The following is a 16,587-nucleotide window of genomic DNA, read 5'->3' as shown; positions in this document are numbered from 1 at the left end:
TTAGTAAGGTGGACTTTGCCCACCTCAAGCGCCTGGATTCAATCTAGGGGTCACTTAAGCTTAGCGTATGGGAACGAGTTCTGCCTTTTCAACAATCTGCTGACCTTCTTTAGACAGTAACATCTGGATGAAAGCGTATCCGGCTAGTTCATCGATCGTACCATCTTGACGAAACACAATAAACAGACGCCGGGTAAGGGGATAGGTACTATCCCGTACTGCATTGGTGTTGATCCGTTTATTATCTTCTATGAATGGTTGTATATATTCTTGGGTATTTGCTCTAGCAACAGCAAGGGGACGGATTGTTTGTTGACCAACAATGGGTCCAACTCCTCCAAAAGAAATCCCTCCAGGCGTAGAAGCTACTTTACGGATAGCATCAGTGTAATCAATAATAAATTGCACTCTCGAACTAACTTGCTCAGCTTTTGAACCGAGAAATTCACTTAATAAAGTGGAATTCTTAGGGTCTCGAGAAAAAGGTACGATTGACAGATTTGGTCCTCCTACTTGGCTCCAGTTAGTTATTTTACCCGTGTATATATCTTGAAGTTGATTGACTGAAAGCCCAGGAATAGATATGTCTCGATGAGTAAAGAAGACAAACATATCCAAGGCGATTGGCACTTGCTTTAACTGAAAGCCTCGTTGTTTAGCCATATCATAATCAGCATCTCTGAGAGATGCTCCTTGTAAAGTCAAGCTAAGTTGGCTATCGAGCAGCATAGTTATACCCTTTCTCCCACCTGGTTTACCCTCTCTGGGTAGAGTGTAACGGAGGCGAAAATTGGGGTGCGCTCGGGCGATCGCATCATTCAGACCCCGAGCGGTGAGCGCTGCAAAAGTAGCACCTCCGCCATAGTTAAATGTACCTTCCGGTACATTGGGTACATCTTTTATAGAGTTGTAGAGTTTGAGATCGGGAGAAATGTCTGCATTGTTGCTGCTAGAACCGGAACCTACAAGTCGATCGGAATTGCTCACATTGCTAACAGTTATAAATAAAGAGTAGATCAACCAACTCAAAAACAAAAACAGCAAACCAAAAACAGAGCGCACTATCCAAGGTGTTAATAGCAAATCTTGAACGGGTTTTGGCTTGGGTTGAGTAACTGCTTTACTGTTTTCCCCTATAGAAACAACATTCAAGGGCTTACCACATTTCCGACAGCGTTTAGCTTCAATAGGATTTTTATCATAACCACAATGGCTGCACTCATTAGTCTTTTGATTGTTCAATTTGCTGGGATTCATTCTATTCTCTCTAGGTATATTTTTGCTGACGGTATTGCACCCAGGAGATGCTTGTATTGTAAAATTTTTATTTAGAAAGAAAAGGTTGTACGGATTGTTCCTATATAAATTGTGTTATTGTCATTATTATGTTCTGGATTGAAAATGACCAACACACCAGGAGTAATGCTCAAATTATCATTGACTCGCAAGCGGTAAAGAGCTTCTAAGTGATAGGAGGTGTTGGGGTCTTCAATAACATCACTATGTGTGACTTTTGGTGGCTGACCAAAGACTATTCCAAGCACATTTCCTTCTTTACCCAAATCCTTCAGTGCGATCGCACCAGCCCAGTAGAAAATATCCGCTTCCGCACCCTCAAACGGACCTGCTTGGGCTTCTGCATTTGTATAACCTACCCAACCTGAAATATCCAACTTTGAGCTAGGACGGAAACTTGCTTCTAAACCATAATTATTAGCTGTCGTTGCAAAATTACCAAATGGACGGCTTGCATTAAAACTACCCGTGGAACCAAGAAGGTTCACACCTCCTTCGTTATTAAAGTAACTTCGTACATAAGTTAGGCCTACATTGAAGGCTTTACTGGGGCGAAATGCAATCTGACCAAGAGCTGCATAAGAACCATTAAAAAGACCAAGTCCCAAACTAGGGTCACTAGCTTGTGGTGCTAGAAAGCCTACTGAAGCACTGATAGGTGAGTTAGGCCCAAAGGTAAGTGTTGCACCAGCTGCATTGTCAGTCGTTCGGTAAATGGGGCTGAACCTTCCATAACGGGAGAGAGAACCACGACCACTGCTTTCAAAAGAAGGGTTGAAGACGTAAATGCTATCGTTGATCTCAGTTTGAGCGGCAAGTGTCACACGCAGCCCAGTACCTAAGTTAAATTGATAGTACAGATCGTTAAGCTCAACATCGTTGTTTTCATTCCCATCAAACCCCAAACGAGTCATGTTTGTACCCGTTGTCCCTGTAGAATACTGGGTAATATTCCGAGCTTGTAACCGCACTCTTAAACGGTCATTTCCAAAAAAGCTAGCGTCAAAGTTCAAACGAACTCGGTCAGCAAAGACAGTGTTATCTGCCACATCTCTATCTAAATTTCCAAAATTACCCGCACCATAAGAGTTGAGCAATGCTTGAGCTTGTGCGGTATTAAAACCCGTTAAACTAGCTATGCGGTTCACAACTTGGGTTTGGTTTGCCAAGTTAACACCATTAAAGTCATCGCGATCGAGTCCGTAAGGAAATGCTCTATCATCTCCGAAAGCCTCAGCTACATTAAAAATCACTTCTCCAGTCAGTTTAGTCGTGGTAGAAAACTGGTTTGCTTCTAGTTCGGCTGTGCGGGCTTCCACAGCATCAACACGACCGCGCAAAGTAGACAATTCCGCCGCAAATTCTTCTTGTAAGCGCTGTAAAGTTGCTAAATCTTCCCTTTTAACCAAATCAGCCGTTGCTGTGGCAATCAGTTCGTTCACCCTATCCAAACAAGCATTTAAACCTGCTGCAAATTCATAACGCGTCAAAGCGCGGTTTCCGCGATACGTCCCATTAGGGTAACCAGCAATACAACCATACCGTTCTACTAGAGATTGTAATGCTTGAAAAGCCCAGTCTGTAGGCTGTACGTCAGAAAATTGAGATACTGATGTAACTTGGCTTAGGCTTTCCGACTCTTGAGACAATTGCTCAACAGATACTACCGATTCTTTGATTTCACCAGCCAAGGTGCGATCGGCAGCACAAAATAGAGCGACAAATAGCACCGTAGTGACTTTAAGAAGTTTACAAAGTTGTTTTGTCATCATTATTAATCTCACTCACACCTAATTTTCTTTTGTCTGCTAGCGCCTCTACACCCCATTGTCAGTAGCATTTTATGGCACTTTAAATCAGCCCATATCAATTGATATAGGTTCTCTCATTAAGCTCTTTATTTAGCCTGTTAAGGTAGGCTTCCCTTGGATAGCCCACACTTCCCGTGTAAGGTCTGGTATGACGCTAAAACCCTGTTTTACTGAGATTTCGCTTCGGACTTTAAGTAAAAAATAGCTATATTTATACAGCGGCAATGCAATTTTTAATAGCAACCACGCGATCGCTTAGTACACCCAATATGATTATCATTTTTTTTTGAGAATATCATCGTAAAAAAATGATTAATCGCAAAAGTTTTTTACGAGTATCTCGCACCATTCAAATTATCAAAGAAATTCTCAAAAGGCAAGTTTCTCCGCGTACATACTGAAAACTTTCAGCAGCGATCGATGAATCTTCATACTTACAATGTAGGAAATTAGAAAAATGAATCGATTTCTGTTTTTCCAAAATAATCTGGAGGGGCTTCTACGTGGTATTTAGATGCGTAGCGGGAATTAGTATCACCGCTCGTCGGTCACTGATTAGCGATCGCTGACTTTCAGAAACCATAGGAAACCCGATCGCGTCAAAATAAAGAAAAATATTATAGTGGACTCTATCGCTTGAAAACACGCTCTCATTACTGGCATCTCCTACCATATATCCGACCCCAATGGCAAACAATCCTTAAAGGATTTGTTGGCATTATAGGATATGTACTGGCAACCCTAGCACTGATCTCGCTTGTCAAGGAATTGTCAAATGCCTTTGGCAAAGGTAATGCGATCGCAATTGCCGAAATTCTGGGTATTTTAGGTGGCGTGTTTCTTGTGAGGGGCTTTTTTCAGTCCGTACAAGATATCTACATGGCAAAAGCTGCTCTGAGAGTTGCTTTTCACGTCCGCAAGCAGGTTTACACCCATCTCCAAAAATTAAATTTCAGCTATTTTGAAACAGCAAAAGCAGGCGATCTATCTTACCGACTTACCGAAGATATAGATCGGGTGGGAGAAGTCGTACACAAACTTTTTCACGATTTTATTCCCTGCTCCTTGCAGTTAATAGCCATTCCCATTTATATGATTTACCTCAACTGGCAACTTACGCTCACTACAGTGATTGTTGCACCGTTGATGGGTCTTTTGATTGGATGGTTTGGCGAACGGTTGCGATTGTTCTCCCTCAAAAGCCAAAATCGTGTTTCAGATTTATCATCTATACTGACTGAAGTTTTTAGCGGTATCCGTATAGTACAAGCTTTTGCAGCCGAAGATTATGAGATTGCTCGATTTAGCCGTGAAGCCGAACGTGCTTTAAAAGCAAAATATTCCACCGAACGGCTTAAAGCCATTCAAATTCCCATTGTTGGTTTTCTACAAGCAGTGAGTTTTTTGCTGCTTTTATTGTTTGCCGCATGGCAGATCGATAGCGGTAATTTGACTGTAGCAGAGTTTTTTAGTTTCCTAGCAGCAGCTGCATCCTTAATCGATCCCATAAGTCACACAACTAACAATTACAACGAATTTAAACAAGGCGAAGCGTCAGTTGACCGTGTTTTCGAGTTATTAGCTATTCAACCAACAGTTGTAGAAAAACCAGATGCTATCATACTTCCAACTGTTACCGCAAAGGTAGAGTATCGTCACGTCTCCTTTGCCTATAAATCCGGCGAACCCGTATTAAAAGATATTAGTTTACTAGCAATGCCAGGAGAAGCAATTGCTTTAGTTGGTGCTTCTGGTGCAGGTAAAACGACTTTTGTCAACCTCTTACCTCGCTTTTACGATCCGAATGCAGGTCAAATCTTGATTGACGGTGTGGATATTCGGGATGTGACACTGCACAGTTTGCGGCGACAAATTGGTATTGTTCCTCAAGAAACTATCATGTTTTCTGGAACCATTGCTCAAAATATCGCTTTTGGGCGAGATTCGTTTGATATGGCAGATGTTGAGAACGCAGCTAAAATTGCCAACGCTCATAAATTCATCTCTCAATTACCAGATGGTTACTATACCTGGGTTGGGGAAAGAGGCGTCAATTTATCAGGCGGACAAAGGCAAAGAATTGCGATCGCCCGTGCTGTTCTCCTCAATCCCAGAATACTCATCTTGGACGAAGCGACGTCTGCTTTAGATTCTGAATCAGAAGCTTTGGTGCAAGAAGCATTAGAAAGGCTTATGGAGGGGCGCACTGTGTTTATTATCGCTCATCGTTTAAGCACGGTACGACGGTGCGACCGCATTTTAGTTCTTGAAAAGGGACAAATTGTAGAATCAGGAACTCACGAGGAATTGTTGGCGTTTGAAAACCGTTATGCACGGTTCTATTCCCAGCAATTTAGCATGAAATAATTTAGTTTGAGATTGGAAAGAATTTGTGTCTGCGGCTTGAGTGCTTACTATGACAAAACTAACTTCAGAAGCAACCAATCTTTGCAAAAAATATAAGCTGACAACTCAAGGATTCCTTTTTGTTATTGCAATGTGGTTGGTTAGCCGCCTTGTTATTGTGGTTGCAATGCAAGTCATTGCTCCAATACTTTACACATCTCCAGTACAAACACATTGGCGAACTGCACATCCACTTGACTTTGTTCCCGGTTTTATTCCCGAACCCAGTTGGGAGCTCTTTTCCCATTGGGATGGTAAATGGTATCGGCGAATTGCACTGACAGGTTACGACTATTTAGATGACGGGCAACAGCATTCTATTGCTTTTTATCCCCTGTTTCCTTTAGTGATTCGTGGGGTAATGATGCTAGGCTTACCCTTTGAAGTTGCTGGTACACTTGTCAGCAATCTGGCTTTTCTTGGTACTTTGCTGCTGTTATATTCTTGGACAAAAGCTCGTCATGGTATTCACATAGCCCGGTGGGTAATTGCTGTCTTTGCTTGGTGTCCGTTTTCACTCTTTGGGACTGTCATTTATACTGAAGGTTTATTTTTATTGCTAACAACTGCGGCTTTACGAGCATTTGACAAACGCCAGCACGTACAAGCAGCTGTTTGGGGTGCATTGGCAAGTGCAACTCGTGCTACAGGAATCACACTTATACCCGCTTTCCTTTTTGTGGCTTGGAGAGAAAAAAGACCTGCGATCGCCTATGCAGCAGGTTTGGCTGTGGGGATTGGGTTAGTTTCATTTAGTTTGTATTGTGGAATTCGATTTGGCGATCCCTTGGCATTTGTTCGCGTACAGAAAGCATGGGCGCAGCCAAATTGGTGGTTTATCCTGAGAGATGCAATAGCCGTAGGTAGAGATAGCTTAATTAAAGTTGTAATGGTTTTTGGTGGCGGATACCTGTTATGGTACTTACGCACCAAAATAAGCCGTGTTGCTATCGCCTATGGTTTTTGCTCGTTGTTATTGATGATTTTTTCCGGTGCTCTCATGTCCGTCAACCGCTATGCTTATGGCGTTGTGTCCTTATCTATAGCTTTTGGAATGTTGCTTTCGCAACACCTTCGTTGGGGCTACGCTATATTAACCTGGTTCGCCATATCGCTTTTTTTCTACGCGATTGACTTTGCAATTTGGAATTGGGTAGCGTAGGAGGATAGGGGGGACAAGGGAGACAAGGGGGAATCTGTATACAAATTCAAAATTGAAAATCCAAAATGACATCACCTGATTGTTTTGAGATTGTCAATCTGTTCTGAGAATAAATCTGTAAAAATGCTCATAACCGTGCGATCGCGTACCTTAATATTCGCATTAATTGACATTCCCGATTGAAGTGGGACTTCTCGATTGCGAACAGCCAAAGATTGACGTTCTAAGCGAATTTTGACAGGAAAACTGTAGTAAGGACGAATTTGGTCTGGTGGTAAAGCATCAGAACCAATCCAGACAACTTCTCCTTTAATATCACCAAACTCGCTAAAAGGAAAAGAGTCAATTCGGACATCTACTTTCATTCCCTCTTTAATAAAACCAATATCTTTATTGGTGATATAAACTTTTGCTGTCAGATCTTCAGTTGGCACAATTTTGAGGACAGCTTGGCTGGGATTAGTCACAAAACCAGGATAACGCGCTTGTAAATCAAAAACAATTCCGTCTGATGGCGATCTCAGTTCTTGGTATTGTAAATTTAACCGTGCTTGACTAATTTGATTTTCTGTTTCAGCGATCTTTTTATCATTTTCTAAAATTGTCTTGTTCAATTCACTGTCAATTTGAGCAACTTGTTTGTTATTACTAGCAATTTGAGTGAGCAATTCTTTTTTTGCTGCTGCAATAGTATTTTTGAGCTTTTCTTGTGATTGAGCGATCGCAAAGCGCAAACGTGCTTGCTCTTGCGTTAACCGTTCCACATCTGCTTGATGAGTACGAACTTGCTCTTTCTGTTTGAGGAACTGTATCCGAGAAATTGCTCCTTCTACCGCAAGAGGTTCAAAACTGTTGAGAATAGTCTGATTAACCTCTCGAATATCCCGAGCAGACGATAATTGCGCTTGGTTTTCATTGAGTTGTTTTTTTAATTGATCTGTCTGCAATTGGTCGGAGGAAACTCGAGCCTGCAATTCCGCTTGACTAAATTCTATACGAGCCGCTTCCTCGGGCGAAAAACTTGGATTCTGATATTGTCCATTTAATTGAGCGCGGTAAAGCCGATTTTCTGCTATTAACGCTGCTCTGCTCTGAGTCAAAGAAATCAACCCTGGAGGTAACTGGATTTGCGAGATCGATAACGATGTATTCGAGCTTGTATTTTTACCAGCAAGCTGCGCTCGGTAGAATTGATTCTCCTGCATTAAAGCAGTACGAATTTTGAGAAGTGAGATTAATTGAGACCTAACTGCTGTGGGATCTAGTCTTAAAAGCACATCACCACGGCGGACTCGTTGTCCGTCTTTCACAAGGACAGCTTTTACGACTCCAGCCACGGGAGCCTGCACTTCCTTCACGGTTCCTTGAGGTTCCAATTTTCCTTGACTGGGAATTGCTTCCTCAATTTTCGCGAAATGTGCCCAAATCAACACTAAGGCTGTGACTCCTAAAATTCCCCAAAGGATAGCTCGCGACCAGATTGGCGATTGTCGCAGGACAACAGAGCGAGCAAATTTATTATCTTCAGTAGAAGTATTTACAGGTACTCTAACTTCGGGTTCTAACACCCTTGATGACGGAAGCGGTTCTGGGTTGCATTGAATTGATTTGTTCATGGTTGATTGTTGTTTGTTAGTGGTTGTTTGTTATTTGTTTTTCTAATAACTACTAACTACCAGCCACTAACTCTTGTTGTTGATAGAGGCAGTAGTAACGACCTTTTTGCGCCATAAGTTCTTCGTGGGTTCCTTGTTCGACAACGGCTCCTCGATCTAATAGCAAAATTACGTCAGCATTCTTAACAGTGCCTAAACGATGGGTAATAAAAAAGACAGTGCGATCGCGAAATGCTGCTGCTAAATTAAGGCAAACTTCTCGCTCTGACTGGTAATCTAAAGCACTCGTTGCTTCATCTAAAATGAGTAAGCGAGGATTTTGTAGAATTACACGAGCAATTGCAATGCGCTGTCTCTGTCCTCCTGAAAGAGCTGAACCTCTTTCTCCTACTCTCGTGTTATAGCCATTGGACAGAGACATGATAAAGTCATGTGCTGCAGCTATTTTTGCTGCTTGTATAATTTCTTCGGGTGTCGCATCTGGATGAGTCAACGCTATATTCTCCTGAACTGTTCCATCAAATAAGAGAGAATCTTGAAGTACCATACCAATCTGACGGCGTAGGGAATACAGTTCTACTTTGGCAATATCATAGTCATCAATAAAAATTCTGCCTGATTCTGGTTCGTAAAGTCGTTGTAAAAGCTTTGTTAAAGTGCTTTTTCCTGAGCCACTTTGTCCAACAATTCCAACAAATTGTCCGGGTTGAAAATCAATATTAATATTTTTCAGTTGCAATGAACCGTTAGGGTTAAAGCGAAAAGAGACATTTTCATACTTAACAGCCCCACGAATAGAAGGCATAGGAATGTTCTGACGGTCTAACTCTGTAACTTCTGCAGGACTATCCAAAATATCACCAAGCCGTTCTAGAGAGAGTGCTGTCTCTTGAAAGTTTTGCCACAATTGCGTTAAACGCAGTAACGGTGCTGTCACGTAACCAGCAATAATGCGAAAGGCAATCAATTGTCCTAAAGAGAGTTTTCCTTGAAGAACTAAGGATGCTCCTACCCATATGACTAATAAACTAGAAACCTGGTTGAGAAAATTACTTGTGACGTTAGCACCAGTAGAAGTAACAACAGTTTTAAAGCCAGCATCGACATAGTTAGCATAGCGCTCTTGCCACTGCCAGCGCGATCGCAACTCTATATTTTGTGCTTTTACTGTTTGAATACCTGACATCACCTCCACCAAATAAGATTGAGCTTCGGCATTGCGTTCTGCTTTATTTCGTAACTGCTGTCGGATTACGGGGGAAACTACTATTGTTAGAAAGGCAAAAAGTGGCACAGTTGCTAGAGCAACTAAAGTTAGCAACCAACTATACATTGCCATCACCACTATATAAATGACGGAAAACACAGCATCTAAGACCACTGTTAAAGCAGTTCCTGTAAGAAATGAGCGAATGTTTTCCAATTCCTGAGCGCGAGTGGCTAACTCTCCTACAGGACGTTTTTCAAAATAACGCAAAGGTAGACGTAGCAAATGGTCAATAATTTCTGAGCCTAAAGTGAGGTCAATGCGGTTAGTTGTATCAACAAATAAATAGGTACGCAGGCTTGTCAGGAGTCCTTCAAAAAAAGATAAAATTAACAGTAATATACCTAAAATATTGAGAGTACCAAAACTATTTTGTATAATAACTTTATCAATAATGAGTTGAACGATCAGAGGATTCGCCAAACTAAAAATTTGAACCAAAAATGAAGCAAGTAGGACTTCAAGGAGAACTTTACTGTATTTTATCAAGGAAGGAATAAACCAACGCAAGCTAAATTTTTGCTTGGGTGTGTACTTAGTTGGTTTAAGTAGTAATACCTGACCTTCTGCACCCCAATTTTCGATAAAATTACCTATTTTTTGATGTATTAGCCCTATTTCTGGTACTGCTAACACAAGCTTTTGTTCGCTGATTTCATAAAGGATAGCAAAACTATCTTGCCATCGAATCATAGCAGGAGGTTGCAGCTTGGTAATTCCAATAGCATTGATATTGTTAATTAATTGAGCATTTAATCCTACTAATTCAGCAATAGCACCACAAAGTTGTAATGACAAAGTTTGAGTTCGCTGAATTTGATTATCTAGCACTTTTGCGATCGCATCTCGACGAAAAGGAATGTTCCAATATTGACTGAGCATATGAAAACAAGCTAGAGTTGCATTCTTTGGTCCTCGACCTTGAATGTAGGGATAATTGGAATTAGGCGAACCCGATTGATAAAGAACTCCTGCTTCTAATTTAGGTGGATTTTCTGGTGCATAGAAAATTGCTTCGGAAGAATGAATTGTAAAAGAAGAATCAAAATCTTCATCGTCGATGCTTTCTACTTCATCCTCTTTAAGTGGTAAACCTATCAAACGAGGTTTAACAGAACCTTGTCCTACGATTTCACTTGTCTTAGTTTTAATGTCTAAAAGAGTTCCTACAGGAAATTTTTCAGAAACTTTACTACTTATAAACCAATCTAATGTAGGATCGAGTTGAACATTAGTTTTTTTATTTTTCCCAAGAGTCAGAACAGTTGCTTCGTTAGATAACTTGAAAGCGAGTTCTGCAATATCGGATACAGCATAAGAGTTTAGTATAGCTTCACTATTAGCTCGTCGCGCCAGTTCAATACCTAATAATTCAAAAATTTCAATAATACTACAACGATTGTAAAATTCTAGCGCAAATGTTGGATAGTTCTCTAATAAGCTTAAAAATTCTGTTGCAGGTAAATTTACACAAATTGTTTCCTCCGAAGCAATGACTGTTTCACAAGGAACTCCCCTTATCAAACTGACCCAACCCAAGATTTCCCCCGATTTAAGTAGTTGCAGTGTAATGGGCATTTCAGTATTTGGATCGTTCGCTAGTAAACGTGCTTGTCCCTCATAAATAATTGATACTTGAGAGGATATATGTTCGTGTGTGAGAATTATTTGACCCATGCGATAACGCAAAAGCTGTAGCTTAGGCAACAACTTTGCTAGTTCTTGTGCTGAGAGTTGACTAAAAGGGATTAAGTTGGTTAAGAAATCTTGAATAGAGGCTTTAGTATGACTCATGAGTTTTGAAATGATTAGTTGTTAGTTGTTAGTTGTTAGTGGTTCTTGTCCACTAACAACTAACCCTTCTGGTATTTCTTTACAAGGAAGTTTCGAGAACACCAATCCCCTAGGTTGGGAAATTCGTGTACGGGGTTGGACTCACCACTAACTGTTCTTTTTCATTCCTCAGTTTTTGAAGCTGTTCTGTAAGCCAATTTTCAAAGAGTTCATTGAGGAGGCGAGATTTCATTGCTTCATCCAACTGTGCCGAGAGATATTTCTCTAAGCGCACTATGACAAACCACTCACCAATACGAGTAGGAGGCAAAAGTTTACCTGGTTGGTTGCTAGACAGAAATTGCACTATTCCTGGATGAAGTGCAGATAGTTCAACAGGACCAACTAAGCCGCTCGTTTGGGCTTCCGGACCTTGTGAATATTCTCGTGCTAGTTCTGTAAAGGACTGTTCTTTCGCCAAAATACGAAAGTAGAGTTCTTGAGCAACTCCTGCATCTTGAGTTCTCAGTAGAGAATAAATTACTTTGTCCAGTTTTGTTTTGCACTGGAAAAAGTAGGGTTCCAACATTTTCCCCCAAGTTGCTTGCTTGAATTTTTCGATTTTGAGTCTGCGAGTAACGATTCTCTCTAGCTGCGCTGGTGACAAATGGTAGTATGCCATCCATGCTCTGACATCAGCTTCATTTTTAAACTGATGTTCGGCATAAAACTGCCGTTGAGTTTGGGCAACTTCATCAGGTGTACACTCTATTAGTTCAACAGCCTCATCCAGAATTAACTCCCTCAGGAACTGAGGTAGCATTTGATAGCTAGCCAGTAAGGAAGTTAATTCACTCGCTTTGATTGTACGGTTACCAATTTGCAACACTTCAGTCATTCACTGCGAGACACTTGAAAATGCATAGTCTGCTTGGTGCTGCGCCCTGTGTTTGTAGATGTTATTTAAACAGCAGAAAGAAGTTGGTTATGCTTTTAGCTCTCTCAAGAGTCGTTTTCCCCTCTGCACCCACCAGTAAAGGCAAACTCACTTCTTCCATACGCTAGCTATTTTAATAACGAATTATACAATTGATGTGTATCTTAACAATAGTACATATAATAATATAAAATTTTATATGACTGGTAAAGCCAGTCTTTGTCGGGAAAGGCAGAGGGCACCTTTGCTTGAGACATTTATGGAATACTGCCTCCAGCAAGTTTCTGTAATTTCCCTAGCATACCCACTCCCGCCACAGGCAACTAGAGCGCCAGTTCAGTAAAAGTACTTGACCTAAAACGCTAGCTATGCAATTTGTTAGAATTGGGGATTTTAGTATTCGGTTTTTATGCGATTTCTAAAAATCTGACCCAAATATTTTACGGAAAATCGGTATTTTACCCTAGCCTACATAATTAGTTTTTGTCAACAAATATTAGTGGATCGGTGCTCTAGCGAACAAGGGAGGACAAACGTGGTGAGGCTCGGGACCCTAGCAATAGGGATATTAAAGCAGTAATGTCTTAAGAATCCCCTTTAGGAGTCGATTTCAGAAGCAAGATTGAGATTTGAGAAACTCCAATTGAGAAGTTTCTCCAAAATTCGGCTTTGGCGTTTGGCATTTTGCTCGATCGCCTCAAAAGCCTCAACGGTAGTACTTTGACTAAATTGACTTTGATGCCAAAGCTGAGTCAGACTCAAGGTGCGATTGAGGTAAAATTTAAATTCTTTAACCTGAAGATATTGATCGCGTTCAAATTGTTGATTAACAGCAGCTACAATCATTGGCTTGCAATTAACTCCTTCAAGTTTGTCAGCAGTGAGACGCCATGACAAAAGTTGTTCTATGAGGAGACTCTGACATTTAAGGTTTTGCTCAATTTCTTCAACAGCTTGAACGGTTGCACTGTAATCCAATCGCCCTTGACGCCAAAGATGAGCCCAAGCCAGGATGCTATTCAGTGAGAGCTTCAGTTCAACTGACAGGGATGATGCAAATCTTTTAAATTCTCGGTTAATCCGAGCACTATCGATGTACGTCTCAGGAGAGATTACTTTATCACTCATAATTAAGACTTTTTGTTTAATAATTTTTTTCTAAAAATAATTCGCGGTAAATAACGGTAAAGATCGGAAACTGCTACTACTTTACAAGCTATTTGCGCTTCCAACCCTATACCTAAAAGTAGATTTAATCTTTCTTAGTACTGTTTTCTATCTTTGGATGTATTGATAGAATATTACGAGAAAGAGTAATGTTGCTCTTTCCGTGTCAAGTGAAAGATTTGGGAGGTGAGGTTTTTCTATCCTTGGTGTAGCCGATTTAAGCATGACAGTTTTAGTGCTTAAAGATTTTAGAAAGCGTAGCGAGACCAAACATGGCAGCAATATCAGTTCATCAGAAAATTTTTGAAAAATTAAAACAAGCATATATAGAGAAATTTGGTGCTTCACCTAAATTTCTGATTGGGGAGCTAAATCGGGTTTATCAAGAAAAAAAAGAAGATTCCAAAGATATTATTTCAGATAAAACGATACGGAATTTCTTTAAGGATGATGAACCAACGAAGATGCAGGAGAAAAATCTCAACTTTTTATGTGGAATTTTACTAGGATATAACAGTTATCAGGAAGCTTTAAGACAACAAACATCATTGGAACAAGGAGAAAAAGTCGAGACGGATGAGCAAGAAACTTGGCTTCAGCGTTATCAAGAATATCTTCAGAGAAAGTGCAGTACTATAAAAGTCCTGACAATGACTCACCCCGTAGAGCTAAATAGTGTTTACGCCCAAGTCAATGTTTTAGAAAATGTTCAAGGAAAACAGTCTAAAACTATTCAAGAACTCTTCAGCCACTTTTCAAACGAAGGTGCAAGCTTTAGTCGATTTAACTATAGAATTAGAAATCATTTATCTGCTTTAGACGCTGTTAAAAACTATTCTAAGCTGCTTATTTGGGGTAGACCAGGTGCAGGTAAAACAACTTTTCTCAAGCATCTAGTTTTACATTCTATTCAACAAAATAAAGAATTACAAAAAATTCCTATTTTTATTTCATTAAAATCTTTTTCTGATGACGAAAATCAACAAGATCTTATTGATGCTATTAAACAAGATTTGTCAGACTATATTTGCGAAATATCTCAATTTGTTCACAACTTACTAGAACAAGGTCGTTGCTTGATTTTGTTAGATGGATTGGATGAGGTCGGCGAAACAAAAAGCGATCGCGTTTATCAAAACATCGATCGTTTTGTCAAGAGATTTCCTAAAAATCGTTTTGTCCTTACTTGTCGTTCGGGATCTGCTGATTATATATTTCCTGATTTTACAGAAGTGGAAATGGCAGATTTCGATTGCAATCAGGTTGAGTTTTTTATTAGAAAATGGTTTGCACCAAGTGAAGATTTGAAGTTAGCAGATAGCTTACTTGAAAAAATAGAAAAAAATAGATCGCTAGAAGAATTAACAGCAAATCCATTATTGCTGACAATGTTATGCTTGGTATTTGACGATCGCTACGAACTTCCAAGAAATCAGTACTCACTGATTCACGATGCAGTAGAAATCCTTTTACGCAAATGGGATGCAAGCAGACGGATAGAAAGGAGTGTAACAAATAAGTTCAATCTACCGTACCAACAAAAAGTTAATTTAATGAGCAAAATAGCTTATGAATCTTTCTTGCAAGAACCCCATAAAATTTTATGGCAACAAAGGGAATTAGAAGAAATTATTGGAAATTACATTGAGAATCTTCCTGATTTTTCTAATGATATTTCAACTGTTGATAGTTTGGCAATTTTAAAAAGAATAGAAGCCAATCACGGATTGCTTGTTAAACAGGCGCAAGATATATATTCATTTTCTCACTTAAGTTTTCAAGAATATTTTGTAGCTAATTATATTGTAGAGAGTCGAAGCTATGAACTTTTAAAAGAAGTTGTTAAACAGCACTTAGTAAATCGTCAGTGGCGAGAGGTCTTTCTCATAATTGCAGGACGGCTAGCTAATGCTGATGATTTTTTTAAAATTCTATTTATTCAAATTAATAAATTAGTGAGTAATAAACGATTGCAAGAGATGTTGGCTTGGCTGGATGATGTCACAACTTATCATGGTGTCAAATCTAGCTCTTGGAGAGCTTTCTATTTATTCGTGGATCAGGAATTTGAGCTTTATACGAATGAACTCTCAAAAGTCGATTCTGCTTTAGCACAAAAACTTGCTACTCTTTTAAAAGAGTTCAATCGAGAAAGAAAGAAGATTATCGATCGCTCACCCCTTTCTGATTTTGCATTATATTTGGTGGACACTTATACCAAAGTATCTGCTAAAGCGGATAATAAACCGTTTAAACCTCATAAAGTCAATCCTTTGCTGAGAAAGGAACTTCCCGTAAGCGACGATACGGTCATGGCTCCTCAATTGGGAGGCGAAGGTGTAACAATTGATAAAAATCGGGGTGTAATTACTCTTATCAAACAAACGAGACAAATTACGCTGGAAAAAGATAATTTTCCCAATCAGATTATTTCTAATATTACCAGTGATAGAGCTTTAAATTACGAAGGTTTAGCTGACGAACTCATATTCTTACAGGAGAGCTTTCCTGATGACAATGCACCTCAATCTGATTGGCAAGATTGGATCAAACATTTAAGAGGAGTCATGAGGCTGTATTTGAATATTGGTTATGATGACGTAAAATTTTCCCCCGAACAAATTAAAATTTTAAAAGATTATTTGTACTCAAATATTCTCCTTCTAGAATGTATAAAAGGAAGTAATTACTCTTCTAAAGAGTTACGCAATCAAATTCTCGATTATATGTTGCTACCTAGCAAGCGCATTCCTGAAACTCTTATTAGAGAACAAGGGTTAAGGTAACTCGCAATCGCTTTCTCTCGTTCCCTGGTGCAGCTTGAGAATGCAGTATACAAGGTTTTGCCTTCTGGCTTTTACCCCCTGTCGGTTCTTTTATATCCCGAACTTTACCGTTTTTTACCGTAAAATGCCACAAGTGGTATAATTTTGTAGTACTCAACAAGCTAAGAACTAGCAAATTCAATATGGGCAAACAACAAGTAAAAAAGTGCGATCGCAAACCAGGTGAGAAATGGACCGATGGTTGTTGTAGCTCAAATTCGGCAGAAGATTTTGAGACAGAAAAATTTGAAGACTCAATAACACATCCCGCGATCGAGTCTTCTTTCTTACCTGAATCAGAAACACACAAACATTAACTTTTTACCC

General features: G+C 39.8%; 10 protein-coding genes. 4 read left to right on the top strand and 6 right to left on the bottom strand.

The genetic code is table 11. From position 1 onward, the window contains the following. Positions 1-60: 60 nt before the first annotated feature. Positions 61-1,257 (bottom strand): substrate-binding domain-containing protein, encoded by a 1,197-nt coding sequence (locus AB0756_RS05175; RefSeq protein WP_038072252.1) that lies wholly within the window; start codon positions 1,255-1,257, stop codon positions 61-63. A gap of 71 nt (positions 1,258-1,328) precedes the next feature. Next, the gene (locus tag AB0756_RS05170) at positions 1,329-3,065 is read right to left on the bottom strand and encodes an iron uptake porin (RefSeq protein ID WP_038072250.1); all 1,737 of its coding nucleotides are present in this window, start codon (positions 3,063-3,065) and stop codon (positions 1,329-1,331) included. Positions 3,066-3,743: 678 nt separating this feature from the next. Between AB0756_RS05170 and AB0756_RS05165 the strand changes: the two genes are divergently transcribed. Both AB0756_RS05165 and AB0756_RS05160 read left to right on the top strand, forming a co-directional pair. Further along, positions 3,744-5,474 (top strand): ABC transporter ATP-binding protein, encoded by a 1,731-nt coding sequence (locus AB0756_RS05165; protein ID WP_038072248.1) that lies wholly within the window; start codon positions 3,744-3,746, stop codon positions 5,472-5,474. A gap of 49 nt (positions 5,475-5,523) precedes the next feature. Continuing rightward, complete coding sequence (locus AB0756_RS05160) at positions 5,524-6,675, top strand: mannosyltransferase family protein (RefSeq protein ID WP_050046295.1); 1,152 nt, start codon at positions 5,524-5,526, stop codon at positions 6,673-6,675. 71 nt (positions 6,676-6,746) lie between these two features. Here AB0756_RS05160 and AB0756_RS05155 read toward each other — a convergent pair whose 3' ends face one another. From AB0756_RS05155 to AB0756_RS05140, 4 genes are all read right to left on the bottom strand, one after another. After that, on the bottom strand, positions 6,747-8,291 hold the full coding sequence (locus AB0756_RS05155; RefSeq protein ID WP_050046294.1) for an HlyD family efflux transporter periplasmic adaptor subunit: 1,545 nt from the start codon (positions 8,289-8,291) through the stop codon (positions 6,747-6,749). A 52-nt stretch (positions 8,292-8,343) separates the two neighbouring features. Further along, positions 8,344-11,352: a peptidase domain-containing ABC transporter gene (locus AB0756_RS05150; RefSeq protein ID WP_038072246.1), complete on the bottom strand. Its 3,009-nt coding sequence runs from the start codon at positions 11,350-11,352 to the stop codon at positions 8,344-8,346. 109 nt (positions 11,353-11,461) lie between these two features. Beyond that, the gene (locus tag AB0756_RS05145) at positions 11,462-12,229 is read right to left on the bottom strand and encodes a peptidylprolyl isomerase (protein ID WP_038072243.1); all 768 of its coding nucleotides are present in this window, start codon (positions 12,227-12,229) and stop codon (positions 11,462-11,464) included. A 636-nt stretch (positions 12,230-12,865) separates the two neighbouring features. Then, entirely contained in the window at positions 12,866-13,396 is a 531-nt protein-coding gene (locus AB0756_RS05140) for an ATP-binding protein (RefSeq protein WP_038072240.1), read from the bottom strand. A gap of 311 nt (positions 13,397-13,707) precedes the next feature. Here AB0756_RS05140 and AB0756_RS05135 point away from each other — a divergent pair, with 311 nt between their 5' ends. Both AB0756_RS05135 and AB0756_RS05130 read left to right on the top strand, forming a co-directional pair. Continuing rightward, entirely contained in the window at positions 13,708-16,221 is a 2,514-nt protein-coding gene (locus AB0756_RS05135) for an NACHT domain-containing protein (protein WP_038072237.1), read from the top strand. Positions 16,222-16,403: 182 nt separating this feature from the next. Further along, the gene (locus AB0756_RS05130; protein ID WP_153021519.1) at positions 16,404-16,577 is read left to right on the top strand and encodes a hypothetical protein; all 174 of its coding nucleotides are present in this window, start codon (positions 16,404-16,406) and stop codon (positions 16,575-16,577) included. Positions 16,578-16,587 lie beyond the last annotated feature (10 nt).

It is taken from the genome of Tolypothrix campylonemoides VB511288_2 (assembly GCF_045999855.1).
GTDB classification, from domain to species: Bacteria; Cyanobacteriota; Cyanobacteriia; order Cyanobacteriales; family Nostocaceae; genus Scytonema; species Scytonema bouteillei_A.
The sequence above is the reverse complement of the archived record's forward strand: the minus strand, read 5'-3'. Positions and strand labels throughout refer to the sequence as shown.

What these genes read in the sequence shown, in the direction of transcription:
- AB0756_RS05175 (WP_038072252.1), bottom strand. Translation starts at nt 1,257, where the DNA reads ATGAATCCCAGCAAATTGAACAATCAAAAGACTAATGAGTGCAGCCAT.
- AB0756_RS05170 (WP_038072250.1), bottom strand. Translation starts at nt 3,065, where the DNA reads ATGACAAAACAACTTTGTAAACTTCTTAAAGTCACTACGGTGCTATTT.
- AB0756_RS05160 (WP_050046295.1), top strand. Translation starts at nt 5,524, where the DNA reads ATGACAAAACTAACTTCAGAAGCAACCAATCTTTGCAAAAAATATAAG.
- AB0756_RS05155 (WP_050046294.1), bottom strand. Translation starts at nt 8,291, where the DNA reads ATGAACAAATCAATTCAATGCAACCCAGAACCGCTTCCGTCATCAAGG.
- AB0756_RS05150 (WP_038072246.1), bottom strand. Translation starts at nt 11,352, where the DNA reads ATGAGTCATACTAAAGCCTCTATTCAAGATTTCTTAACCAACTTAATC.
- AB0756_RS05145 (WP_038072243.1), bottom strand. Translation starts at nt 12,229, where the DNA reads ATGACTGAAGTGTTGCAAATTGGTAACCGTACAATCAAAGCGAGTGAA.
- AB0756_RS05140 (WP_038072240.1), bottom strand. Translation starts at nt 13,396, where the DNA reads ATGAGTGATAAAGTAATCTCTCCTGAGACGTACATCGATAGTGCTCGG.
- AB0756_RS05135 (WP_038072237.1), top strand. Translation starts at nt 13,708, where the DNA reads ATGGCAGCAATATCAGTTCATCAGAAAATTTTTGAAAAATTAAAACAA.
- AB0756_RS05130 (WP_153021519.1), top strand. Translation starts at nt 16,404, where the DNA reads ATGGGCAAACAACAAGTAAAAAAGTGCGATCGCAAACCAGGTGAGAAA.